The following is a 24728-nucleotide window of genomic DNA, read 5'->3' on the forward strand; positions in this document are numbered from 1 at the left end:
AACGGCCTCTACAAGCTCTGCCTCGGGCCTTTAAAAGCAAAAAATCGCAGCCTTTGGCAGCTTCTGCAGGGAGAACTAAATCCCAATGCATGAGCTGCCGCAGGCTGCGATCTTTTGATCTGGCTTGTAGCTTTCAGCTTGAAGCGTGTAGCTGCTTCAACGCGGCAACTTCAGGTTATTCCAGATAGCCAGACTAGGTTCAGCCTGGTTCATGGAATAGAAGTGCAGCCCCGGTGCGCCGCCCTGCAACAGGCGTTCGCACATCTCGCTGACAACTTGCTCACCAAAGCGCTGAATGCTTTGAGTGTCATCGCCATAGGCTTCCAGCTGCTTGCGGATCCAGCGCGGGATTTCCGCACCGCAGGCATCGGAGAAGCGCGCGAGTTTGCTGTAGTTGGTGATTGGCATGATCCCCGGCACCACCGGAATATCCACGCCCAGCGCCTGCAAACGGTCGACGAAGTAGAAGTAGCTGTCGGCGTTGAAGAAGTACTGAGTGATCGCGCTGTCGGCGCCGGCGCGAGCCTTGCGCACGAAGTTGGCGAGATCGTCTTCGTAATTGCGCGCTTGCGGATGCATCTCCGGGTAAGCGGCGACTTCGATGTGGAAATGGTCGCCGGTTTCTTCACGAATGAATTCAACCAGTTCATTGGCGTGACGCAGCTCACCGCTGGTCATGCCCATGCCGGACGGCAAGTCGCCACGCAGGGCAACAATGCGCTTGATGCCGGCAGCCTTGTACTCGTTCAGCAGGCCGCGCAAGTCGCCCTTGCTGTCGCCGACGCACGACAGGTGCGGTGCGGCCGGTACTTTGACTTCGCTTTCCAGCTGCAAAACGGTGTTGAGGGTGCGATCACGCGTCGAACCACCAGCGCCATAGGTGCAGGAGAAAAAATCGGGATTGTACGTTGCCAAATGACGGGCAACGTTGAGCAGCTTTTCATGCCCAGCATCGGTCTTGGTCGGAAAGAACTCGAAGCTGTAGCGACGGTCTTGGGACATGGAGGAAACCTCCAGCTACAAGCGGCAAGCTTCAAGCTGCAAGAGAAGCGGAGGTGCGCTTGTCTCTCGTGCCTGGAGCCTGCTGCCTGAAACTGTTTTGAAATAGGGGCAGAGCCTCACGCTTTGCACGGCAAGTCCGGCTTTTGACCTCGCTTGCCGCTTGAAGCTGGATGCTCGCAGCTGCTCTAAACTTAGTAGCGGTAAGCGTGCGGCTTGAACGGGCCTTCAACGGTAACGCCGATGTAGTCAGCCTGTTGCTTGGTCAGTTGAGTGACCACGCCGCCGAAGCCGCGAACCATTTCCAGAGCCACTTCTTCGTCGAGTTTCTTCGGCAGTACTTCAACGGTCAGGCGCTCGGCTTTCTGGGCTGGCGACAGGTCGGCGTACTTCTGGTCGAACAGGAAGATCTGTGCCAGCACCTGGTTGGCGAACGAACCGTCCATGATGCGGCTCGGGTGACCGGTAGCGTTGCCCAGGTTCACCAGACGGCCTTCGGCCAGCAGGATCAGGTAGTCGTCGTTCTGAGCGTCGAAAGCGCCAGCACCGGTACGATGAATCTTGTGTACCTGTGGCTTCACTTCTTCCCATGCCCAGTTCTTGCGCATGAAAGCGGTGTCGATTTCGTTGTCGAAGTGACCGATGTTGCAGACAACGGCGCGCTTCTTCAGGGCTTTGAGCATGTTCGAGTCGCAAACATTGACGTTACCGGTGGTGGTCACGATCAGGTCGATCTTGCCCAGCAGCGCTTTGTCGATGCTCGCTTCGGTACCGTCGTTGATGCCGTCGATGAATGGCGAAACCAGCTCGTAGCCGTCCATGCAAGCCTGCATGGCGCAGATCGGGTCGACTTCGGACACTTTAACGATCATGCCTTCCTGGCGCAGGGACTGGGCGGAGCCCTTGCCCACGTCACCGTAACCGATGACCAGCGCTTGCTTGCCGGACAGCAGGTGGTCGGTGCCGCGCTTGATCGCGTCGTTCAGGCTGTGACGGCAGCCGTACTTGTTGTCGTTCTTGGACTTGGTCACCGAGTCGTTGACGTTGATGGCCGGGATTTTCAGCTCGCCCTTGGCCAGCATGTCCAGCAGACGGTGTACGCCAGTGGTGGTTTCTTCGGTCACGCCGTGAACGCGATCCAGAACCTGTGGGTATTTCTTGTGCAGCAGCTCGGTCAGGTCGCCGCCGTCGTCGAGGATCATGTTGGCGTCCCATGGCTGGCCATCTTTCAGGATGGTCTGCTCCAGGCACCACTCGTACTCTTCTTCAGTTTCGCCTTTCCAGGCGAAAACCGGGATGCCGGCAGCAGCGATAGCGGCAGCAGCCTGATCCTGAGTCGAGAAAATGTTGCAGGACGACCAGCGTACTTCGGCACCCAGGGCAACCAGGGTTTCGATCAGCACGGCAGTCTGAATGGTCATGTGGATGCAGCCGAGAATCTTCGCGCCTTTCAACGGCTGTTCGCCGGAGTACTTGCGACGCAGACCCATCAGAGCCGGCATTTCCGATTCGGCGATGATGGTTTCGCGACGGCCCCAGGCAGCCAGGGACATGTCGGCAACTTTGTAATCGTTAAAATCTGCAGGCGTGATAACAGCGCTCATGAAGAGCCTCCATTCGTAATGTATGCGAATGGGCGCCGTTGTGCGTTTAGTGTCCGGCCTAGGCCAGTCAACGCCCCATCCGAGCCTGACAGGTTGAACCTGCTGCAGCGCCCCTCGGACAGGTGGCGGGAAAACGGTATTAGCCGTTCTGAATCGGTGGCGATTATAGCTTTCTTCGCCCGGCTAGTGGCAAGCGGCAAGCTACAAGCGGCAAGTCACAGCGAATCCGCTTTTACTTGCAGCTTGTAGCTTAAAACTTGAAGCTGGGGCCAGAACCCTTTCGCTCAAATGCCTCGACCTTGGAGCCCCCCATGAATTTCCACACCCGCAAATGGGTAAAACCCGAAGACCTCAACCCCAACGGCACCCTGTTCGGCGGCAGTCTGCTGCGCTGGATCGATGAGGAAGCAGCGATCTACGCCATCGTCCAGTTGGGCAATCAGCGCGTGGTCACCAAGTACATTTCCGAAATCAACTTCGTCAGCGCCTCGCGCCAGGGCGACATCATCGAACTGGGCATCACTGCCACCGAGTTCGGCCGCACCTCGATCACCCTGACCTGCGAAGTACGCAACAAGATCACCCGCAAGAGCATTCTGACTGTCGAGAAGATGGTTTTCGTCAACCTCGGTGAAGACGGCCTGCCGGCACCGCACGGGCGGACCGAGATCAGATATGTGAAAGACCAGTTCAAGGATGACGAGGCCGTCCAATAAGATTGGCGGCGCATTCTTCGCGAGCAGGCTCGATCCCACAGGCACGGCGATCCCTGTGGGAGCGGGCCTGCCCGCGATGGCGATTCTGTTATCGCTGAAGATTCACTGGGTCAGTGAACAGCTGTCAGCGGCGAATGTCGTAGCTAAATCGCCCCCCACCGGTTCCCACGCCATGACCACGCCCACCGACGGCAAGACCCCCGATCTCTCGGCCAAAGAGCAACACGAAGTCGAGAAAAGCCAGCCGCCCCGCGCGGCGGTTCTGCATGAAATCATCCGCTCTCAAGGCGATCAGGAACTTGAACGCAGTATCGCTGCGCTATGGTGGTCGGCGCTCGCTGCAGGGCTGACCATGGGCCTGTCGCTGATGGGCATGGGCCTGCTCACGTCACGCTTGCCCGAGGGCGACGAGTTCAAGGTGATTGCCAGTTTCGGCTACTGCGCAGGTTTCCTCGCGGTGATCCTCGCCCGCCAGCAACTGTTCACCGAAAACACCCTGACCGCCGTGCTGCCGGTCATGACCAAACCGACGCTACTGAATTTCGGTCGGCTTATCCGCCTCTGGACGGTGGTGCTGGTCGGCAACCTGTGCGGCACGATTCTGGTGGCTTACGTGATGCTGGAGCTGCCGATTTTCGACGCCAAGACCGACCACGCCTTCCTCGAGATCGGTCGCAAGGTGATGGAACACAGCGCCAGCCAGATGTTCGCCAAAGGCATAGTTTCCGGCTGGATGATCGCGACCATGGTCTGGATGATCCCGTCTATGGAGAGCGCGAAGATGTGGATCATCATCCTCATCACCTACTTCATGGCGCTCGGTGACTTCACTCACATCGTCGTCGGTTCGGCGGAGGTGTCTTATCTGGTGTTTGCTGGCGAGTTGCCGTGGAGCGATTTCTTGGCTGTGTTTGCCGGGCCGACGCTGGCCGGCAATATCATCGGCGGCAGTTTTATCTTCGCCCTGATCAGCCATGCGCAGATCCGCAGCGAAAGCGGGACGCCGAAACCTGATGGCCCTGAGAAGGATCATGCCGAGTCCAAGACAGATTGAATCCCGTCAGGCTTGTGCCAGTGAAAGCACTTTGGACAAGGCGCCCATCATCTTGGGCCTGTCAGTCTGAACGTGGCTGATCAGCGCAATCTCTCTGTCGTAGCGGTCGTTGCCAAGCGGGGTCACAACACACTTGTGGCCCCAGTGTTCGAAGCCGGACCAGTAAGGCACAAGGCTCACGCCCAGGCCTTCAGTCACGAGCATGGCAATGGTCTCCAGTGCATCCAGATCTACCAGCGGCGTCGGCAGCAATCCGTTGTCCGCCAGATAGTGCTCGGCATGCCTTCCGCCCCACGAGTCAGGGTCGTAGCGGATATACGGTTGGGTTTTCAGTTGAGCCGGGATGCTGTCCGAGGATTTTTCCTTCGACAGAAAAACCAGAGGTTCCTTGCGAAGCGATACCGCCTGCAGGGCTTTCGGCAATTCGAACGGCGGAACCACCAGGATGGCCGCGTCGATTTCCCCAGAGAGAAGCGACTGATACAACGCGCGCGATGTACCCGGCACGATGACTGGCGTCAGCCCCGGCGCCAGCTCGGTCAGTGCGCGCAATGCGCCGGGAAGCAGGCCGGTCAGCACGGTGGAAATAGCGCCTATTCGTAACTGCCCCGTAAGCCCGCCCTCGTCGGCATCTCCCGCCAGCAATGCAATCTCGCGAACGATGCGTTTAGCCCTCGGCAATAAACCGAGACAGGCCTGGGTCGGCTTGGCTGCGTGCCCAACCCGCGATAGGAGTTCAAAGCCGAGCTGCCGTTCGAGCGCGAGAATTCGCTGACTGATCGCTGCTGCCGTCAAACCTTCCACGCGCGCGGCGTGTGCGATGGAGCCACATTCCACGACCGTAATGAGGCTTTTCAAATAACGCGTATCCATAAGAAATTCTTTCGATAGCGAAAAAATTACATGCTATCTCTTTTGATGAAAACCGCACAGTCTTCAACTCAGCCAGTCACTCTCACTTTCCGGCGACGTTCAGGAGCTACCGATGCAGTCAATTTTTCATCTCGCTATTCACGTCCGCGATTTGCAGATTTCCCGCCAGTTCTATGGTGATCTGCTGGGATGTGAAGAAGGGCGCAGCACCGAGACCTGGGTTGACTTCAATTTTTTCGGGCATCAATTGTCGTTGCATCTGGGCGAGCCGTTTGCGGTAACGAACACCGGGAAAGTAGGTGAGCACAACGTGCCGATGCCCCATCTTGGGGTGATATTGAAGATGTCGGACTGGGTTGCCTTGAAGGACCGTTTGATCGAAGGCCAAGTGAAATTTGTTCTTTCACCCACGATTCGTTTTCCGGGAGAGCCCGGCGAGCAAGCGACCATGTTCTTCCTGGACCCCTCCGGAAACCCGATCGAGATAAAAGGCTTCACTGATTTGCAATCGGTTTATGCAACTTGAAACGTCCAAAAGCGCACCTCCCTCAAGTGCTTTTCGAAGGGAAGTCCAAGGAGCGATATGCACAATTTCAATCAAGCTGATGCCACCGCAATTTCTGAAATGGTTCGTGCGGATGTCGTGAGCGCAGAGGCAGTAGCCGAGCACTTTCTTGGCTGTGTCGAAGCGGGTGAACGCAGCATAAATGCCTTCGTTTCGTTCGATCCGGACGCGGTGCGCAGTCAGACGCGCCAATTGAAAAACGGTAACGCAAAAGGCCTCTTGGCAGGTGTGCCCGTGGGGATCAAAGACGTCTATGACACTGTCGATCATCCCACCCGTTTTTACTCGCCGATCTATGAGCAAAACCGCCCCTCGCGTGACGCCCATGTCGTTGCGCTGCTGCGCCAGGCCGGGGCAGTCATCATGGGCAAGACCCATACCACCGAATTCGCCTACATGCACACAGGTCCAACCCGCAATCCTCATGATCTTGCCAGAACCCCCGGTAGTTCGAGCGCCGGGTCGGCAGCGGGGATGGCTGCCGGTTTTTTCCCGCTCGCGTTGGGGACTCAGACGGCTGGCTCATTGATCAAACCGGCGGCCTATTGCGGGCTGTATGCCTTCAAGCCTTCGTATGGTCTGGTTTCTCTGGAGGGGGTCAAACCCCTGGCGCCGAGCTTCGACACGGTGGGTTGGTATGGCAGGTCTGTTCGCGATCTGGAGGTGATGGCGCGCGTCCTGATTCCTGGCTTTCCCCAGCCTGCGCATGAACGTCACGCCTGTTCGTTCGGCTTCTGTCGTACGGCGCGTTGGGATCAGGTAGATGAAGATGTGGCCAGATCTCTGGAAGCTGCGGTTCAAGAGCTGCGTTCAGCCGGACATCAGGTGAACGAGGTGTTGCTGCCTGAGGAGTTTGCGGGGGTATTTGATGACCATCTGCTGATAAACGATTGCGAGGGCGCCCGATCACTGTCCAAAGAACTGCAAATGCATCCGGACAAACTCAGTGAAGAACTGTTAGCCATGATCGAACGCGCCCGTTTGACGACTTGGGAGCAAGAGTCAGCGGCAAAGAAGCGTCTGGCAAAGTTGGCCACCGTTTTGGAGTCGATATTCCAGCCTTTCGACGCCGTCCTGGGGGCGAGCTGTGGCATCGTCGCCCCGTTGGGTCTTGAAGCCACCGGACCTTCCGATTTCAGCAAGTTCTGGATGGCGTTTGGCTTGCCGCAAATCAACCTTCCGCTCGTGCGCAATGCCGGGGCGTTACCCGTTGGCCTGCAAATGATCGGAGGGTTTAGAGACGACAGCAATCTGTTGCGTGCTGCGGAGCAGGTGGATGCTGTGCTGCGGGCTGCCGGCTAATTGAAGAGGCGCCGTCGTGGAGGTGGCTCCACGACGGCGCTCCATTGGTGCGTCAGTGCGCGGAACTCGCAGCGCTGACGTCTTGCTGGCCAGAGACGCCGCGAACAACCCGGCCAATGGTCAGGCCCTGAATCAGAATCGACGACAACACCACGATGTAGGTGATGCTCAGCAGCAGGTCACGCTCCTCGCCCAGTGGCAGCGATAGTGCCAAAGCGACCGAGACCCCACCGCGCAAACCGCCCCAGGTCAGCACCCGGATTGTGCCGCGCGGCACTGTGCGCCAACGCCGCAGCAGCAGGATTGCCGGGGCCACGGTGAGCAGACGCGACAGCAGAATCGCCACCGCCAGCAAGCTCGCCGCCGCCACGTGCAGCCAGTTGAATGGCAGCAGCAACAGCTCCATGCCGATCAGCGCAAACAGCAGCGCGTTGAGCATGTCGTCGAGCAGCTCCCAGAAGCCGTCGAGGTATTTGCGGGTCATGTCGTTCATCGCCAGATTGCGTCCCAGGTTGCCGATGATCAGGCCGGCAACCACCATCGCAATCGGTGCGGAAACGTGCAGTTCGGAGGCCAGCGCCGAACCACCGATGACAAGCGCAAGGGTCAGCATCACTTCGATCTGGTGCTGCTCGATGCTCTTGATCATCAGGTAAACCAGATAACCGATCAGCCCCCCGAACACCACGCCGCCAATGGCTTCGTGGGCAAATAGCATGGCGGTGGCACTGACGGTCGGGGTCTCGCCGAGTTGGGCGATGCCCAGCAACACGGTAAACACCACGACAGCGGTGCCGTCGTTGAACAGCGACTCGCCGACGATGGTGGTTTTCAGCGGTTTCGAGGCGTTGGCGGTACGCAACACGCCGAGCACCGCAATCGGGTCGGTCGGGGAAATCAGCGCGCCGAACAACAGACAGTAGAGGAAGCTCACGTGCCAGCCGAACAGGGCAAAGATGTAATACGCGAGGCTGCCGATCACTGCCGTGGCGATCAATACACCGAAAGTCGCCAGCAAGCCGATGGGCCAGCGATAGCTGCGCAAATCATTCAGGTTTACGTGCAAGGCACCGGCGAACAGCAGGAACGACAGCATCCAGTTCATCAGCAGATCGCCGAAATCGATCTGGCCGATCAGTTGCTGTACGCGGTCTTCCAGGCCTGGATAGCCGAGCACGCTCAAGCCTTGCAGCAGCAGGGAAAACAGCAACGCGGTGACCATCACGCCGATGGTCGGCGGCAGACCGATGAAGCGGAAGTTGACGAAGGTGAGGAGGGTGGTGAGGCAGATGAAAGCGGCGACAAGTTCAAGCATCCGGGGTCCTTTGGATGAGGGGTGGGAAGAAAACGCACCGGTTCGTTGGTGCAGGGGTTTGATGGGCTGGAGGCAACTGAAGACACAGTGGAAATCTGAGCTGAGATAAGGAACCCCTCATCACAGCCCTCTCCCAAAGGGAGAGGGGGGAAGGAAGCCGATCTTCAGGCTTTTCAAACTGAGCTCGACTCGGGATTTCAGGTCGGCGTAATTCTACGGAACGGCGCGGTCAGTCCCCTCTCCCTCTGGGAGAGGGTTAGGGTGTGGCACAACTCGATCAGCCAGACACATTGACCGCAGCAGCTCCGCGACGTTGCAGGTAGATAAACCAAAGCGCCGTCAGCACCGTCAATACACCCACCAGCGCCCCGGTCCACGGCAATTGCGCAAGATCGGCACCGCTCGCCACCACCAACCCGCCAATCCAGGCACCGGCCGCGTTGCCGAGGTTGAAGGCGCTTTGATTCAGGGTCGAGCCGAGGTTCGGCGCTTCATGAGCTTGATCAATAATCAGCAGTTGCAGGATCGGGCACAGCGCGAAAGCGAAAATCCCCCACAGCACCAGCGTGATCGCTGCCGGAATCACCGAGTGACTGGTCTGGGTGAACGCCGCGAGAACCAGCACCACCGCCATTGCCACACCCACCAGCGACGGCAGCAAACGACTGTCGGCCAAACGCCCGCCGAGCATGCTGCCAGCGGTCAGGCCGACGCCGAACAGCAACAGCATCACTGTCACGCCGTGCGGGCTGACGCCGGTGATGTCCTGCAGGATCGGCGCAATGTAAGTGAACACGCTGAACAGGCTGGTCGACGCCAGCACACTCATGCCCAGCGCCAGCAGCACGTTGATCTTGCCCAGCACTTTGAACTCGCTGGCGAGGTTGGCCTTGTCCATCGGGATGTGTTTGGGCAACCACAACCATTGCGCGAGTGCGGCGACAACACCGATCACCGACACCGCCCAGAAGGTCGAGCGCCAACCGGCGTATTGCCCGAGCGCAGTACCCAGCGGCACGCCGAGCACATTGGCCAGGGTCAGACCGGTGAACATCATTGCAATCGCCTGCGCGCGTTTGTTCGGCGCTACCAAACCGGCTGCGACCACCGAGCCGATGCCGAAAAACGCGCCGTGGCACAGCGCCGTGACCACGCGAGCGGCCATGAGCGTGGCGTAATTCGGTGCCAGCGCGCAGAGCACGTTGCCGAGGATGAACATCAGCGTCATGCCCAGCAGCGTGGCTTTGCGCGGCATGTTGGCGGTGCCGATGGCGAGGATCGGCGCACCGAACACCACACCCAGGGCATAACCGGTAATCAGCAGGCCGGCGTGAGGAATACTCACCGCGAGATCGCGGGCGACGTCGGGCAGCAGGCCCATGATGACGAATTCAGTGGTGCCGATGCCGAACGCGGCAACAGCGAGTGCAAACAAGGCGAGTGGCATGCGCAAGGTCTCTGTCGGTAGTCTTGACGCTGTGATCAGGCATACGCAGGCCAACGACCGGTCTCGAAAGAGAGCGGGGCGGGCAGAAATTATTGGAATTAGTCTGTGCGCAACTGAGTGCGGCGTGGTCGCTTGCAGTATAAACAGCTGCTGACACATCGAGAATCAATAATCTGACTATTCGCTTACTGCGGCAGCTCCTACAGGGGGCGGTGAAAAATAATAAGGAGTAAGACGTGCTGGCGACAGCTTTGGTGTTGGTAGCGGCGCTGCTGCATGCGGCGTGGAATACCCTGATCAAGTTCAGTGCCGAACGGCTGCTGGTGGTGGCGTGCATGGACACCGTGGCGCTGCTGGTTGTCGCCATCGCGTTGCCCTTCGTGAACGTGCCGCCCATGGACATCTGGCCGTGGATTCTCGCTTCGGCAGCGTTCGAACTGCTCTATCGCTATCTGTTGATTCAAGCCTATCGCGTCGGCGATCTCGGGCTGGTCTATCCGTTGATGCGCGGTTTGTCGCCACTGGTGGTGCTGGCACTGACCCTGATCTTTGCCGGTGAAGTGCTCACTACACAGCAGATCTTCGGGATCATGCTGATTCCGTTCGGCATGGCGTGTCTGCTGTGGCAGGGCGGCGGTGGCAAACATTTACCGTGGTCGATGTTGCCGGTGGTAGCGCTGATCGGGCTGTGCATCGGCTGCTACACCTACATTGACGGTCAGGCGCTGCGGCGCTGGTCGCATCCGCTGGATTACCTGGTCTGGGTCACGCTGCTCAGCGCCTGGCCGTTTCCGTTGCTGGCGTGGGTCGCCAAACGTCCGGCATTCATGCAGTTCTGGCGTGAGCAGTGGAAACTGGGGCTGGCGGTCGGGTTCTGCGTGTTGTTCAGCTACGCTTTGGTGCTGTGGGCGATGCAGTTGGGCTCGATTGCCGAAGCAGCGGCGTTGCGCGAGATCAGCGTGATTCTGGTGGTGCTGTTCGGAATGCGATACCTCAAAGAACCTTTCGGCAGGTCGCGGCTCTTAGCTTGTGGGCTGGTGCTGATCGGCATACTGGTGATGAAGTTCTGACGGCTCGCGAACTCTATAACTCGAAAAAAGGATGGCTTTATGACGGTGGCTCTTTGGTGTGTGTTGATCGCGATCTTTTTGCCGTACGTGTGCACGATTGTCGCCAAGATCTCGGGCGGTTTCCGGCTCAGTGACAATCATGACCCGCGAGACTTTCTCGACAGCGTTAATGGCGTGGCTCGGCGGGCGCATGCGGCGCAACTGAACAGCTTTGAAGTGATGCCAGCGTTTGCCGCAGCGGTGATCGTTGCGCATCTGGTGGGGACGGCGCAGTTGGTCACCGTGAATGTGCTGGCGGTGCTGTTTATCACCAGTCGCCTGCTGTACATCATCTGCTATCTGGCGGACTGGGCAATTCTGCGGTCGCTGGTGTGGTTTGTGGGGATGGGGTTGATTGCTTCGTTCTTCTTCGTGTCGGTTTAGGTAGAGCAAGGTCAAAAGATCGCAGCCTACGGCAGCTCCTACAGAGGTCACAGATCCACCCTGTAGGAGTTGCCGCAGGCTGCGATCTTTTGCTTTTAAGGTTTGTCGGCTACCTGCGGCACTTGTGGCAACGCTGCACCTTTGGGCCAGAGCATCCAGATCTGCCCCTGCTGTTTCATGTCGCCGGCCAATTGCCCGGCCGCATCACCGGTCCCCCAGAACAGATCCGCGCGAACCTCACCGGCAATCGCACCGCCGGTGTCCTGCGCCGCCACCGGGCGAACCAGCGCCGTGCCATCCGGGCGCGTCGTCGACAACCACAACAGGCTACCCAAAGGAATCACCTTGCGATCCACCGCCGCGCTGTAGCCGGCAGTCAGTGGCACGTTCAGTGAACCGCGCGGGCCTTCGTTGCTGTCCGGGTTGCGGGTGAAAAACACATAGCTGGGGTTGCTGCCCAGCAGTTCCGGAATGCGCGACGGATTGGCCTTGGCCCAGTTGCTGATCGCGCCCATCGTTACGTCTTCTTTCTTCAGTTCGCCTTGCTCGACCAGCCAACGGCCAATCGGTCGATACGGGTGGCCGTTCTGGTCGGCGTAGGCAATGCGTAGCTGCTTGCCGTCCTGGGTCTGGATCCGCCCGGACCCCTGGATTTGCAAAAATTGCAGGTTCATCGGGTCGGTGAGGTAGGCAACCACTGGCGCGTTCACGCCTTTGCTTTCGATCGTCGCCGCGTCGTCGTAGGGCTTGAGCACCCGGCCTTCAAGTCGACCGCGAAGGCGTTTGCCTTTGAGTTCGGGATAAATGCTATCGAGCGAGACGATGATCATGTCCTCGGGCACGCCATACACCGGAACATTCGCCACATCGGTAGGCGTCAGGCTGCCGGGGTACACCGGTTCGTAGTAGCCGGTGATCAAGCCGTTGGGATTGTCGTTTTCAGCACGCAGGCCGTAGACATCGAGGTTCTGTTTGAGGAAAGCACGAATCTCGCTGGCGCTTTGCGGCACGTTGGCTGCTGCGGCGCAGGTCGTGCCCCAGACCGCATCAGACTTGAGGCGGTTGCAGGCGCTGCGCCACGAGCCGAAACCGGCGACCAGATCGCTATCGGACACTGCCGGCAGTGCTTCCCACGTCGCGCTGGAATAAGTGGCCAGCGCATGGGTTTTCGGCTTGTCGCTGTCGCCACCGGTACAACCGGCGAGAATTGCCAGCATTGGAAGCGTGGTGATCAGCGGATGACGCCAGGCCTTGAAACGGCTGTTCATGGAGTGATTCCTGTGCCGGTCGCCAGAGTGCTCCATGCGCTCCGGCAACCCGTATTTTTAATAGGGCTATTGGTGTTTGTCGGTGACGCGGGGATACTGGCCGCCGATTTCCGTGACCTGAAGCCACCATGACTCTTAAAAGAATTGCTGTTGTATTGCTGGCCTGTCTGACCCTGTCCGCCTGCGGCGGTGTCGATCCGAATTCTCCGCTGGGCCAACGCAAGACGATCTTCAAGCAGATGCTCAAGACCGGCGAAGACCTGGGCGGCATGTTGCGTGGACGCATTCCGTTCGACGGGCCGAAGTTTGCCGAAGGTGCGGTGGAGCTCGATACGTTGTCCCGCGAACCGTGGAAACATTTCCCGCAAGTGCGCGAAGAAGATCACACGAGTGCCAAAGACGAAGTCTGGCAAAAGCAGGCGCGCTTCCAGGAAATGGCCCGTAACCTTGAAGCCGCCACCGGTGAATTGGTGGTCGCCAGCAAGGTCCAGCCGTACAAGGCCAGCAACCTGGGGCCTGCGGTGCAGAAGGTTGAAGATGCCTGCAGCGCTTGCCATAAAGAGTTTCGCGATCATTGATATCTGTTGGCTGATCTGACGCCATCGCGGGCAAGCCCGCTCCCACAAATTTCTCTGCTGTACATAAAGTCCAGGTTCACTCGAGATTCCTGTGGGAGCGGGCTTGCCCGCGATGGCGGCCTTTAACTCACCACCATTTACTTGTCGATCTGGTCCAGCGCGTCCTGCAGCTCTTTACGCGATTCGGCGAGCTTGTTCTTGCGCTTGTCGATCTTCTCCGGATCACCTTTCTTCATGGCCTTGTCGAGGTCGGCTTGGCGCTGGCTGACTTCATGCTTGGCCTCGAGGACCTTGTTTTCGCGCTCCTTTTTCAGGCCGGCGTCAGTGCAATGTTCGGTGACTTCACGCAGAGCGGTTTCCAGACCTGCCTGCTGATCGGCGTTGCCGCGGGCTTTGGCCTGTTCGATCTGGTTCACGATGCCCTGCTTCTTGGCCGCGCAGCCAGTCAGGCCGGGAGCGTCTTCGGCAGCCATCACGGGAGCGGCCATGACGCCGCAAAGGGTGAGCAGGGCGAGTGGTGCGAAAAATTTCATAAAAGCTCCATGTGCAAAGGCATTCGGGTCGGGAGGCGCTGCGCTGTTGGAGCGCCTCGGCGACCGTTGGGTTCCCGGTGAGCCGGGATTGCATGTTCAGAAACCGTCGATTCCGGCGGCGCGTAAAATTTCACTCAAGGCTAGCACCTGCGCGTCACGGAAGAATGCGTTCAATTGCGCTGCGCGACCGGGGCCGATGCCGACTTCCTTCTGCCATTGTTCGGTATCGCGTTGTGCCAGTGCCTGCCACGAATCGGGGAGTTTTGCCCCGCCCGTTGGCGGCATACCCAGTGCCTTGAGCCATTGTGCGAACGGCCGTTGGCGGGCGCTGCGAAAGCTGTGCATCAGGCGCGCGCTGCTGCGTTCGCCGAAGCCGGCAATGTTAGCAAGCTCTGGCTCATCGAGGGTCAACCAATCCAGCAGGTGTTTCACGCGGCCTGTTTCGAGAAGTTTCTCCCAAGTACCGCGCCCGACATTTTGCATGGCCAGTCCTTGTTTGCCGCTGAGCCAGGTCAGGCGCGAGAGAAACTGGCTTTCGCAGCCGGGCGTGGGCTGCCAGCAACTCAAGGCATGAAAATCCTTGGCGTTCGGGACATTGATTGCTGCGCGCTCACTGGTGCGCAATACAGCGCTGTCGAGACGCGGAATCGTGAGTCCGGCCAGACTGATTGCCACCTGATCGCCGGGGCGGATATCCAGCGCCTGCCAGCGCTTGAGTGAACTGGCGCTGACCCGTTTGATCTCCCGGTCATCGAGCATGACGGGTATCAGTTCGAGTACCGGCGTGATGCGGCCGGTGCGACCGATCTTGAAATTCACCTTACGTACTTCGGCCAATGCCTGGGCAAACGGATATTTCCAGGCGATCGCCCAGTAAGGTGCGCGGGCCTGCCAGCGTTCGGCGGGAGGGCGCTGACTCTGGCGCAGAACGATGCCATCAGTGGCAAATGGCAGGGGGGAGCGATACCAGTGCTCGCGCCACTTTTGCGCCTCTGCCAATTGCTGGACGGGATAGCTGTAGGGCACCGTTGTGGCGAAGCCCAGCGCCGCCAGTGTCGATAGCCGCTCAGGCAAATCCGAAGGCCCTTGTGGCCAGTCCCAGATGAATAAGCCGATGCCGGCACCTTGTTCTTTACTCAGGGATTTTCTGCCCATCAAGCCTGCAACGATAGCGCGTGCGTTGACACTGCCGGCGCGTGCTTGAACATGCTCGTTCAAGCGCCAATAGAGTTCGCCTTGCACCAACACATCCAGCGGTTGCTTCAGGCGTTGAGGAATGGCGTCGATGTTGCGCGCCGATGCCGTCCAGTCTTGCCCGTTGACGCCGTCGCCGCGACTGATTGCTTGCTGCAACACCCCGGCGCGATAGATGAGTGTCACGGCGACGCCATCGACTTTGGGTTGTACCCAGACGTCCTTGCGGTCTCTCAGCCATGCCTCCACGGCCTCGGCTTTATGAAGCTTGTCCAGGCCAGTGTGGGCAATAGGGTGCGCAATGACGCCCGAGGCTGTGCGCAAAGAGTCGGGCGCCATTGGTAATTTGAAACAATGCCGCCATTGGTTTAGCCGCAGGCGCGATTGATCGTAGAGTTCGTCGGCAATCAATGCGCGGCCTTCGCGGTGATAGGCGTCGTCCCATTGGTCGATCTGTTTTTGCAGGGTGGTGATTTCGCGCTGGGCCTGGGTGAGGGCCCAGTTCGGACATTGAGATGCGTAGCCAGTCAGGTATATGAGGTTCAGCAAAACAAACAAAAACAAACGCATCTTGAGCGTCCTTGCTCATGGGGGTTTCTGAAGACTAGTCAGGATTTTTAGCGAGGTCGGTTGGGTGTTTTGCGGGGTGTTGCGGATCTTGAAAGCATAAAAAAACCCCGCACGGCGCAAACCGTGCGGGGTTTTTCATGCAGCCAGAGAATTACAAGCCGGCAGCAGAACGCAGAGCGTCGGCGCGGTCGGTTTTTTCCCAGGTGAATGTGGTGAAGGTGTCTTCGCCAACAGTCTTGGTCTCTGGCGTGCGACCGAAGTGGCCGTAGGCTGCAGTTTCCTGGTACATCGGGTGCAGCAGGTCGAGCATGGTGGTGATCGCGTATGGACGCAGGTCGAACACATCACGCACCAGTTTGACGATTTTGTCGTCGCTGATCTTGCCGGTGCCGAAGGTGTTCAGCGAGATCGAGGTAGGCTGGGCCACACCGATCGCGTAGGAAACCTGAATCTCGCAACGCTCGGCCAGGCCGGCAGCGACGATGTTTTTAGCCACATAACGGCCAGCGTAGGCAGCCGAACGGTCAACCTTCGATGGATCCTTGCCGGAGAACGCGCCGCCGCCGTGACGGGCCATGCCGCCGTAGCTGTCGACGATGATCTTGCGACCGGTCAGACCGCAGTCGCCAACCGGGCCGCCGATGATGAACTGGCCAGTCGGGTTGATGTGGAACTGGGTGTCTTTGGTCAGCAATTCGGCAGGCAGCACGTGCTTGACGATCAGCTCCATCACGCCTTCGCGCAGGTCTTTGTACGATACGTCAGGGTTGTGCTGGGTCGACAGAACTACAGCGTCGATACCGACAACCTTGCCGCCTTCGTAACGGCAGGTCACTTGCGACTTGGCGTCCGGGCGCAGCCAAGGCAGCAGACCCGATTTACGGGCTTCGGCCTGGCGCTGAACAAGCTGGTGCGAGAAGGTGATCGGGGCTGGCATCAAAACGTCGGTTTCGTTGCTGGCGTAGCCGAACATCAGGCCCTGGTCGCCGGCACCCTGATCTTCAGGCTTGGCACGGTCAACACCCTGGTTGATGTCTGGGGACTGCTTGCCGATGATGTTCATCACACCGCAAGTTGCGCCGTCGAAGCCGACATCGGAGCTGTTGTAGCCGATGTCCAGAATGACGTTACGCACGATTTCTTCCAGATCGACCCAGGCCGACGTGGTCACTTCACCGGCGATGATTGCAACGCCGGTCTTTACCAGAGTCTCGCACGCCACACGGGCGAACTTGTCTTCAGCAATAATGGCGTCCAGCACCGCATCGGAAATCTGGTCGGCGATTTTGTCCGGGTGCCCTTCGGACACGGACTCGGAGGTGAAGAGGGAGTATTCGCTCATCTCGATTTTTTCCTGAATTTACCGATGGTGAGTGTCGCCAGCCGGTCGCTGAAAGTGGCGGACCTGGATCTGGAAACCATTACGTAAGCCTACATAGAGGCTTTCCCCGGGAACGAGTCCCGCAGCGGTGGCCCAACGGGCCAAATCGTCCTGTTCAAACCCCAACCACAGATCACCGCAGGCCTCCCTGGCCCAACTCTGGTTGTGGCTACATAACTCTGTCACGAGCAGGCTACCGCCCGGTTGCAGCAAGTCGGCCATGTGCTTGAGCGCTTCGGCCGGCGCGGCGAAATGGTGCAACACCATGTTCAACACCACGCAATCGGCCTGAAGGCTGGTGCCGTTCAATGCATCGGCCAATTGCAGGCTGACGTTAGCCAGTTGTTCACGAACGCATACCTGACGCGCCAGTTCGAGCATCGCCGGGCTGTTGTCCAGCGCGGTTACGGTGCTGAAACGACGCGCCAGTTCCGGCAGGAAAGCGCCATCACCGGGGCCGACTTCAATGGCCGTGGCAGCACCATCGAAATTCAGTTTGTCGAGCAGCGCCAGCACGCTTTCGCGGTACTGCGGCAGGCCTGCGATCAAGTCTTGCTGGGCGCGAAATTTCTCAGCTACCCGAGCGAAAAAGTCCTGACTGGCCGCTGCCCGTTGCCCGTGAACCTGAGTGATTCGCGCTTGAACGTCGTCAGGCAGCACCAGGTTGTCGACTTCTTCTAACAATGCGGCGTGCAACTTGCCACCCAGCAATTCGGTGTGGGGCAGGGCGCGGCGATAGAAAATCGCGTTGCCTTCGCGGCGGGTCGCCACCAGATCGGCTTGCGCCAACACTTTAAGGTGATGACTCATGCCGGACTGACCGATGCCGAAAATCTGCGCCAGCTCCAGTACACCGAACGAATCGTTGGCCAGCGCGCGCAATACATTCAGGCGCAGCGGATCGCCGCCGGCCTTGCACAGGGCCGCCAGCTCGTCGCAATCGTCATGGCGAATGGAAGGCACGCGTAAGTTCATAGGGTTGGCAGTCTAGTGACGGCCTCAAAGCACCGCAAGGGCAATATCAAAAAGTTTTGATATTGCTCGATAGATGGCACTTCTCACGAGATGGTTAACTCTACAAACCAATAGCGGAAAGGTTTCACCTGCCTAATCCGCCGCTATCCATTGGAAAAACGCTGCCGGATGACTATCTGTCATTGCCCCGAGGCGCTCCGGTGAGGGAAAATGCCCTCCTTTTTTCCGTTTCAATCTATTCACACCCAGGAGATCAGCGATGCCTAGCCGTCGTGAGCGTGCCAACGCCATTCGTGCCCTCAGCATGGATGCCGTGCAAAAAGCCAACAGCGGCCATCCCGGTGCACCTATGGGTATGGCAGATATCGCCGAAGTGCTTTGGCGCGACTACCTCAAGCACAACCCGAGCAATCCATCCTTCGCCGACCGTGACCGCTTCGTGCTGTCCAACGGCCACGGCTCGATGTTGATCTATTCGCTGCTGCACCTGACCGGTTACGACCTGTCGATCGAAGACCTCAAGCAGTTCCGTCAACTGCACAGCCGCACCCCGGGTCACCCGGAATTCGGCTATACCCCTGGCGTCGAGACCACCACTGGCCCGTTGGGTCAGGGCCTGGCCAACGCCGTGGGTTTCGCGCTGGCGGAAAAAGTCCTGGCGGCGCAGTTCAACCGTCCGAGCCACAACATCGTTGACCACCACACCTACGTGTTCTTGGGTGATGGCTGCATGATGGAAGGCATTTCCCACGAAGTCGCTTCCCTGGCCGGTACGTTGGGTCTGGGCAAGCTGATCGCCTTCTACGATGACAACGGTATCTCCATCGACGGCGAAGTCGAAGGCTGGTTCACCGATGACACGCCGAAGCGTTTCGAAGCCTACAACTGGCAAGTGATCCGCAACGTTGACGGTCACGACCCGGAAGAGATCAAGACCGCCATCGAAACCGCTCGCAAGAGCGCGCAGCCGACGCTGATCTGCTGCAAGACCACCATCGGTTTCGGCTCGCCGAACAAGCAAGGCAAAGAAGACTGCCACGGCGCCCCACTGGGTGACGCGGAAATCGCCTTGACCCGTCAGGCGCTGAACTGGAACCACGGTCCATTCGAAATCCCGGCCGACATCTATGCCGAGTGGGATGCCAAGGAATCCGGCCGCGCTGTAGAAGCCGAGTGGGATCAGCGTTTCGCTGCCTACTCCGCCGCGTTCCCGACCGAAGCCAACGAGCTGATCCGTCGTCTGAGCGGTGAACTGCCAGCAGACTTCTCCGAAAAAGCCTCGGCTTACATCGCTGAAGTCGCTGCCAAAGGCGAAACCATCGCCAGCCGTAAAGCCAGCCAGAACACCCTGAACGCGTTCGGCCCGCTGCTGCCGGAATTGCTCGGCGGTTCGGCTGACCTGGCTGGTTCCAACTTGACCCTGTGGAAAGGTTGCAAGGGCGTCAGCGCTGAAGATGCCAGCGGCAACTACATGTACTACGGCGTGCGCGAGTTCGGCATGACCGCCATCATGAACGGCGTCACCCTGCACGGCGGCCTGGTGCCTTACGGCGCTACCTTCCTGATGTTCATGGAATACGCTCGCAATGCTGTGCGCATGTCGGCGCTGATGAAGAAGCAAGTGATCCACGTCTACACCCACGACTCCATCGGTCTGGGCGAAGACGGCCCGACGCACCAGCCGATCGAGCAGCTGACCAGCCTGCGTACCACGCCGAACCTCGACACCTGGCGTCCAGCCGATGCCGTTGAATCGGCCGTGGCCTGGAAAAACGCTCTGGAGCGCAAGGACGGTCCATCGGCGCTGATCTTCTCGCGTCAGAACCTGCAGCACCAAACCCGTGATGCTGGCCAGATCGCCGACATCAGCCGCGGTGGCTACGTGCTGAAGGACTGCGCAGGCGAGCCTGAGCTGATTCTGATTGCGACCGGTTCGGAAGTCGGCCTGGCTGTTCAAGCCTTCGACAAACTGACCGAGCAGGGCCGCAAGGTGCGCGTGGTTTCGATGCCTTGCACCAGCGTGTTCGATGCTCAGGATGCTGGCTACAAGCAAGCCGTCCTGCCGTTGCAGGTCAGCGCGCGTATCGCGATCGAAGCGGCTCACGCCGACTTCTGGTTCAAGTACGTGGGTCTGGAAGGTCGCGTGATCGGCATGACCACTTACGGTGAGTCGGCGCCTGCGCCAGCACTGTTCGAGGAATTCGGCTTCACCCTGGAAAACATCCTGGGGCAGGCTGAAGAGCTGCTGGAAGACTAAGGCACAGCGCGGTGATCTAACGGTCACCGCAGTTCCATGTGGGAGCTGGCTTGCCAGCGATAGCGTCCGTTCAGTCAGCATCTATGTTGATGCGAATGGCCCTATCGCTGGCAAGCCAGCTCCCACAAGGGTTGTGTTGCAACAAACATTACGTCTGCCTGCGTACTATCGAGAACCCCATGCCTCAACCGCGTCCTTACAAAGTTGCACTCAACGGCTACGGCCGGATTGGTCGTTGCGTCTTGCGTGCGTTGTTTGAGCGAGGCGAGAAAGCCGGGTTTGAAATTGTTGCGATCAACGATCTGGCCGACATGGCCAGCATCGAATACCTGACACGCTTCGACTCTACCCACGGCCGGTTCCCCGGCGAAGTGCGGGTCGAGGGCGATTGTCTGCATATTAATGGCAACTGCGTGAAGGTCCTGCGCAGTGCCACCCCCGAAGGCATCGATTGGGCGTCGCTGGACGTCGATCTGGTGCTCGAATGCTCCGGCGCCTACAACACCCGTGAAGACGGCCAGCGTTTCCTGAACGCCGGCGCGCCGCGTGTGCTGTTCTCGCAGCCGATGGCCAGCGAGGCGGATGTCGACGCCACCATCGTTTACGGCGTCAATCAGGACTGCCTGACCGGCGACGAACTGCTGGTGTCCAACGCCTCCTGCACCACCAACTGCGGCGTGCCGCTGTTGCGTCTGCTCGACAAGGCGATCGGCCTTGATTACGTGTCGATCACCACGATTCACTCGGCGATGAACGATCAGCCGGTCATCGACGCCTATCACCACGAAGACCTGCGCCGCACCCGTTCGGCGTTCCAGTCGGTGATCCCGGTGTCCACTGGTCTGGCGCGCGGTATCGAGCGCCTGCTGCCGGAACTTGCCGGCCGAATTCAAGCCAAAGCCGTACGCGTGCCGACGGTCAACGTGTCGTGCCTCGACATCACGATGCAGACCGCCACGGCGACCGACGCCACTGAGGTCAACCGGATCCTGCGTGAAGCCGCCACCAGCGGCCCGCTCAAGGGTCTTTTGGCCTACACCGAATTGCCTCACGCCAGTTGTGATTTCAACCACGACCCACATTCGGCCATCGTCGATGCCAGTCAGACCCGCGTTTCCGGCCCACGGCTGGTGAACATCCTGGCCTGGTTCGACAACGAGTGGGGTTTTGCCAACCGAATGCTGGACGTTGCAGAACACTATCTGCAAACAGCAATTTCAAAAAAACCGTAGGAAGTGCGACCCATGACCGTGTTGAAGATGTCCGACCTCGATCTGCAAGGTAAGCGCGTATTGATCCGCGAAGACCTCAACGTCCCAGTCAAGGACGGTGTTGTCACCAGCGATGCGCGAATCCTGGCTTCGCTGCCGACCATCAAGCTGGCCCTGGAAAAAGGTGCCGCCGTCATGGTGTGCTCGCACCTTGGCCGTCCGACCGAAGGCGAGTTCTCGGCCGAGAACAGTCTCAAGCCAGTCGCTGACTACCTGAGCAAGGCGCTCGGCCGTGAAGTGCCGCTGGTAGCCGATTACCTGGGCGGCGTTGAAGTCAAGGCCGGCGACATCGTGCTGTTCGAAAACGTGCGCTTCAACAAGGGCGAGAAAAAGAACGCTGACGAACTGGCCCAGCAATACGCCGCCCTGTGCGACGTGTTCGTGATGGATGCGTTCGGCACCGCTCACCGCGCCGAGGGTTCGACCCACGGCGTGGCCAAATTTGCCAAAGTCGCCGCCGCTGGCCCACTGCTGGCCGCCGAGCTGGATGCTCTGGGAAAAGCGCTGGGCGCGCCTGCGCAACCAATGGCTGCCATCGTTGCCGGCTCCAAGGTCTCGACCAAACTCGACGTACTGAACAGCCTGAGCCAGATCTGCGATCAACTGATCGTCGGCGGCGGTATCGCCAACACCTTCCTTGCCGCTGCCGGTCATCCGGTAGGCAAGTCGCTGTACGAACCGGATCTGCTCGACACCGCGCGCGCCATCGCCGCCAAGGTCAGCGTGCCGCTGCCCGTTGATGTTGTGGTTGCCAAGGAATTCGCCGAGTCCGCTGAAGCCACCGTCAAGCTCATCGCTAACGTTGCCGCCGACGACATGATTCTGGACATCGGCCCGCAAACCGCAGCCAACTTCGCCGAACTGCTGAAATCGTCGAAAACCATTCTGTGGAACGGCCCGGTCGGCGTGTTCGAGTTCGATCAGTTCGGCAACGGCACCAAAGTGCTGGCTCAGGCCATTGCCGACAGCGATGCGTTCTCGATTGCCGGCGGTGGCGACACCCTGGCGGCCATCGATAAATATGGCGTGGCTGAAAAGATCTCCTACATTTCCACCGGTGGCGGCGCGTTCCTCGAGTTCGTCGAAGGCAAAGTGCTGCCAGCCGTTGAAGTCCTGGAAAGCCGGGCCAAGGCCTGAGGCCGCCCGTTTGGCCAGGCAAAGGAGTGTTCACATGGTCAAGTCGTTAGCATTGTTGTTGCTGACCGGTACGCTGGCGGCCTGCGGGAGCAACCCGAAGGCCGAGCCTACGCCTGCGCCTGACGCGGTGCACAAAGGCTGTTATCAGGCCGACTGGCAGGCCGAGACCAACCCGGTGCTGAACAAGCGTTCCGGGCCGGACGGTCTGGACAAATACGAGACGCAAACCCCGGCCAAGGAACATGGTTGTCCTTGACGGGTCTGACTCTTTAACTCAGGACTGGCGGCGTGCGTCGTCAGTCGAGGAACACGGATGAAAGGCTTGATCGCCATTGCGGCGTTGGCATTGTTGGGCGGTTGCGCGCAGTTGAACCTGTTTCAGTCGTCCGCCCCTGCGGATAACTGGACCACCTGGACCTGCGACAGCCAGGCCAAAGTGCTCTGGCGTTACGCCGATGCCGGCCAAAAGGAAGTCGACGTTCGACTGGGTGGCGGTGATCAGGTCTATCGCCTGAAAGAAGAGCCGGGCGCCTCGGGCACGCTGTACAGCGACGGCATGCTGGCGTTTCACGTCAAGGGTGAGGAAGGCCTGGTGTATTGGGTCGCCACCAATGACCTGATCGGCCGCGGCTGCAAAGCCGAGTAACACGATTGAATTGATGTACGGAGATCCAAATGTGGGAGCGAGCCTGCTCGCGAAAGCAATCTTATTGCCGATGATGCAGTGTCTGTCAGACCGCTTTCGCGAGCAGGCTCGCTCCCACAGGGGTTCTGTGTTGTTCACAAGATTTTGGTACCACCGAATCACCAGGCCGGGCCTCAACCCCCGATCTGCAATCACTTGAATAGCCGCCGCCGCTCCGGCAGGCTGGCACGATTAACGACCCAAACCGGGAGAGACACACACAATGGCACTTATCAGCATGCGCCAGATGTTGGACCACGCAGCCGAGTTCGGCTACGGCGTTCCAGCTTTCAACGTCAACAACCTTGAGCAGATGCGCGCCATCATGGAAGCCGCTGACAAGACTGACTCCCCGGTGATCGTCCAGGCTTCGGCCGGCGCCCGTAAATACGCCGGCGCGCCATTCCTGCGTCACCTGATCCTGGCCGCGATCGAAGAATTCCCGCACATCCCGGTGTGCATGCACCAGGACCACGGCACCAGCCCTGACGTCTGCCAGCGTTCGATCCAACTGGGCTTCAGCTCGGTGATGATGGACGGTTCCCTCGGCGAAGACGGCAAGACCCCGACCGACTACGACTACAACGTCCGCGTCACTCAGCAGACCGTAGCCATGGCTCACGCCTGCGGCGTTTCGGTAGAAGGCGAGCTGGGCTGCCTGGGTTCGCTGGAAACCGGTATGGCCGGTGAAGAAGACGGCATCGGCGCCGAAGGCGTTCTGGATCACAGCCAAATGCTGACCGACCCGGAAGAAGCCGCTGACTTCGTCAAGCGCACCCAGGTCGACGCATTGGCCATCGCCATCGGCACCAGCCACGGCGCCTACAAGTTCACCAAGCCACCTACCGGCGACGTGCTGGCCATCGACCGCATCAAGGAAATCCACAAACGCATCCCGAACACCCACCTGGTGATGCACGGTTCCTCGTCGGTGCCACAAGAGTGGCTGGCGATCATCAACCAGTACGGCGGCGACATCAAAGAAACCTACGGCGTACCGGTTGAAGAAATCGTCGAAGGCATCAAGTACGGCGTGCGCAAGGTCAACATCGACACCGACCTGCGCCTGGCATCCACCGGTGCCATGCGTCGCCTGATGGCCACCAACCCGAGCGAATTCGACCCACGTAAATTCTTCGGTGCGACCGTTACTGCAATGCGTGATGTATGTATCGCGCGTTATGAAGCGTTCGGTACTGCCGGTAATGCTTCGAAGATCAAGCCGATCTCGCTTGAAGCGATGTATCAGCGTTATCTGAAGGGTGAGTTGAACGCCAAGGTTAACTAAGCCTTAGCGTTAAACCATTGAATCAAGAAACCCGCCGAGAGGCGGGTTTTTTGTGGGGGCGGGTCGCTGTTAAATATCCAGCGAATAATTAAGAAGGGCGGCGGCAAAAACTGAGTGCAACACCTGACCTTTCCGGTACGGTGCTGCCCCTATGTCTTATACCGAACTCAGCGTTGAAGAGCGCGCCACCATTCAAATCGGTCGTACCCAAGGCTTCAGCCTG

The 24728-nt window shown here is 59.2% G+C and carries 23 protein-coding genes and 1 riboswitch; of the genes, 13 read left to right on the forward strand and 10 right to left on the reverse strand.

What is annotated here, in order from left to right:
* Positions 1 to 156 precede the first annotated feature (156 nt).
* Both metF and ahcY read right to left on the reverse strand, forming a co-directional pair.
* Positions 157 to 1002, reverse strand: a complete 846-nt coding sequence (metF, locus tag JJD74_RS22505) for a methylenetetrahydrofolate reductase [NAD(P)H] (protein WP_200616859.1) — start codon at positions 1000 to 1002, stop codon at positions 157 to 159.
* 191 nt (positions 1003 to 1193) lie between these two features.
* Entirely contained in the window at positions 1194 to 2603 is a 1410-nt protein-coding gene (gene ahcY, locus JJD74_RS22510) for an adenosylhomocysteinase (RefSeq protein ID WP_047303898.1), read from the reverse strand.
* A 23-nt stretch (positions 2604 to 2626) separates the two neighbouring features.
* Positions 2627 to 2725, reverse strand: a riboswitch (S-adenosyl-L-homocysteine riboswitch).
* 189 nt (positions 2726 to 2914) lie between these two features.
* On the opposite strand from ahcY, the gene JJD74_RS22515 reads away from it, so the two are divergent.
* Positions 2915 to 3319, forward strand: a complete 405-nt coding sequence (locus JJD74_RS22515; RefSeq protein ID WP_042561508.1) for an acyl-CoA thioesterase — start codon at positions 2915 to 2917, stop codon at positions 3317 to 3319.
* Positions 3320 to 3491: 172 nt separating this feature from the next.
* Positions 3492 to 4373, forward strand: coding sequence for a formate/nitrite transporter family protein (locus JJD74_RS22520; RefSeq protein WP_200616871.1), 882 nt, complete (start codon positions 3492 to 3494; stop codon positions 4371 to 4373).
* A 6-nt stretch (positions 4374 to 4379) separates the two neighbouring features.
* Here JJD74_RS22520 and JJD74_RS22525 read toward each other — a convergent pair whose 3' ends face one another.
* Entirely contained in the window at positions 4380 to 5246 is an 867-nt protein-coding gene (locus JJD74_RS22525; RefSeq protein ID WP_200616860.1) for a LysR family transcriptional regulator, read from the reverse strand.
* A 112-nt stretch (positions 5247 to 5358) separates the two neighbouring features.
* Between JJD74_RS22525 and JJD74_RS22530 the strand changes: the two genes are divergently transcribed.
* Both JJD74_RS22530 and JJD74_RS22535 read left to right on the forward strand, forming a co-directional pair.
* The gene (locus tag JJD74_RS22530) at positions 5359 to 5772 is read left to right on the forward strand and encodes a VOC family protein (RefSeq protein ID WP_200616861.1); all 414 of its coding nucleotides are present in this window, start codon (positions 5359 to 5361) and stop codon (positions 5770 to 5772) included.
* A gap of 57 nt (positions 5773 to 5829) precedes the next feature.
* Positions 5830 to 7113 carry an amidase gene (locus tag JJD74_RS22535; RefSeq protein ID WP_200616862.1) on the forward strand — a complete coding sequence of 428 codons (1284 nt, stop codon included), beginning with the start codon at positions 5830 to 5832 and terminating at the stop codon, positions 7111 to 7113.
* Between the two features lie 52 nt (positions 7114 to 7165).
* Here the strand turns inward: JJD74_RS22535 and JJD74_RS22540 are convergent, their stop codons facing one another.
* Both JJD74_RS22540 and JJD74_RS22545 read right to left on the reverse strand, forming a co-directional pair.
* Positions 7166 to 8428, reverse strand: coding sequence for a cation:proton antiporter (locus tag JJD74_RS22540; RefSeq protein ID WP_200616863.1), 1263 nt, complete (start codon positions 8426 to 8428; stop codon positions 7166 to 7168).
* Between the two features lie 277 nt (positions 8429 to 8705).
* Entirely contained in the window at positions 8706 to 9875 is a 1170-nt protein-coding gene (locus JJD74_RS22545) for an MFS transporter (RefSeq protein ID WP_042561503.1), read from the reverse strand.
* A 236-nt stretch (positions 9876 to 10111) separates the two neighbouring features.
* Here JJD74_RS22545 and JJD74_RS22550 point away from each other — a divergent pair, with 236 nt between their 5' ends.
* Both JJD74_RS22550 and JJD74_RS22555 read left to right on the forward strand, forming a co-directional pair.
* On the forward strand, positions 10112 to 10945 hold the full coding sequence (locus JJD74_RS22550) for an EamA family transporter (RefSeq protein ID WP_200616864.1): 834 nt from the start codon (positions 10112 to 10114) through the stop codon (positions 10943 to 10945).
* 39 nt (positions 10946 to 10984) lie between these two features.
* Positions 10985 to 11368, forward strand: a complete 384-nt coding sequence (locus JJD74_RS22555) for an MAPEG family protein (RefSeq protein WP_042561501.1) — start codon at positions 10985 to 10987, stop codon at positions 11366 to 11368.
* A 95-nt stretch (positions 11369 to 11463) separates the two neighbouring features.
* On the opposite strand, the gene mltA is transcribed toward JJD74_RS22555, so the two are convergent.
* The gene (mltA, locus tag JJD74_RS22560) at positions 11464 to 12636 is read right to left on the reverse strand and encodes a murein transglycosylase A (protein WP_200616865.1); all 1173 of its coding nucleotides are present in this window, start codon (positions 12634 to 12636) and stop codon (positions 11464 to 11466) included.
* A 128-nt stretch (positions 12637 to 12764) separates the two neighbouring features.
* On the opposite strand from mltA, the gene JJD74_RS22565 reads away from it, so the two are divergent.
* The gene (locus tag JJD74_RS22565) at positions 12765 to 13214 is read left to right on the forward strand and encodes a c-type cytochrome (protein ID WP_200616866.1); all 450 of its coding nucleotides are present in this window, start codon (positions 12765 to 12767) and stop codon (positions 13212 to 13214) included.
* A 137-nt stretch (positions 13215 to 13351) separates the two neighbouring features.
* Here JJD74_RS22565 and JJD74_RS22570 read toward each other — a convergent pair whose 3' ends face one another.
* The 4 genes from JJD74_RS22570 to JJD74_RS22585 form a co-directional block, all read right to left on the reverse strand.
* Entirely contained in the window at positions 13352 to 13747 is a 396-nt protein-coding gene (locus tag JJD74_RS22570; RefSeq protein WP_042561498.1) for a DUF1090 domain-containing protein, read from the reverse strand.
* 96 nt (positions 13748 to 13843) lie between these two features.
* On the reverse strand, positions 13844 to 15511 hold the full coding sequence (gene ligB / locus JJD74_RS22575; protein ID WP_200616867.1) for an NAD-dependent DNA ligase LigB: 1668 nt from the start codon (positions 15509 to 15511) through the stop codon (positions 13844 to 13846).
* Between the two features lie 151 nt (positions 15512 to 15662).
* A complete protein-coding gene (gene metK / locus JJD74_RS22580) occupies positions 15663 to 16853 on the reverse strand; it encodes a methionine adenosyltransferase (protein WP_042561496.1) in 1191 nt (396 codons plus the stop codon).
* Between the two features lie 18 nt (positions 16854 to 16871).
* Positions 16872 to 17867: an ArsR/SmtB family transcription factor gene (locus JJD74_RS22585; RefSeq protein WP_042561495.1), complete on the reverse strand. Its 996-nt coding sequence runs from the start codon at positions 17865 to 17867 to the stop codon at positions 16872 to 16874.
* Positions 17868 to 18126: 259 nt separating this feature from the next.
* On the opposite strand from JJD74_RS22585, the gene tkt reads away from it, so the two are divergent.
* The 6 genes from tkt to fba all read left to right on the forward strand — a co-directional run bounded on the left by tkt (position 18127) and on the right by fba (position 24505).
* Positions 18127 to 20124, forward strand: a complete 1998-nt coding sequence (tkt, locus tag JJD74_RS22590; protein ID WP_042561494.1) for a transketolase — start codon at positions 18127 to 18129, stop codon at positions 20122 to 20124.
* Between the two features lie 179 nt (positions 20125 to 20303).
* Positions 20304 to 21356, forward strand: coding sequence for an erythrose-4-phosphate dehydrogenase (gene epd / locus JJD74_RS22595; protein ID WP_042561493.1), 1053 nt, complete (start codon positions 20304 to 20306; stop codon positions 21354 to 21356).
* A 12-nt stretch (positions 21357 to 21368) separates the two neighbouring features.
* The gene (locus JJD74_RS22600) at positions 21369 to 22532 is read left to right on the forward strand and encodes a phosphoglycerate kinase (RefSeq protein ID WP_200616868.1); all 1164 of its coding nucleotides are present in this window, start codon (positions 21369 to 21371) and stop codon (positions 22530 to 22532) included.
* Positions 22533 to 22566: 34 nt separating this feature from the next.
* Positions 22567 to 22788, forward strand: coding sequence for a hypothetical protein (locus tag JJD74_RS22605; RefSeq protein WP_042561491.1), 222 nt, complete (start codon positions 22567 to 22569; stop codon positions 22786 to 22788).
* 57 nt (positions 22789 to 22845) lie between these two features.
* Positions 22846 to 23178, forward strand: a complete 333-nt coding sequence (locus JJD74_RS22610; protein ID WP_008081029.1) for an MliC family protein — start codon at positions 22846 to 22848, stop codon at positions 23176 to 23178.
* Between the two features lie 262 nt (positions 23179 to 23440).
* Positions 23441 to 24505, forward strand: coding sequence for a class II fructose-bisphosphate aldolase (fba, locus tag JJD74_RS22615; RefSeq protein ID WP_007913760.1), 1065 nt, complete (start codon positions 23441 to 23443; stop codon positions 24503 to 24505).
* The last annotated feature ends 223 nt before the right edge of the window (positions 24506 to 24728 follow it).

Origin of the sequence: Pseudomonas sp. MF6776, from assembly GCF_016613125.1 — a bacterium.
GTDB classification, from domain to species: Bacteria; Pseudomonadota; Gammaproteobacteria; order Pseudomonadales; family Pseudomonadaceae; genus Aquipseudomonas; species Aquipseudomonas iridis.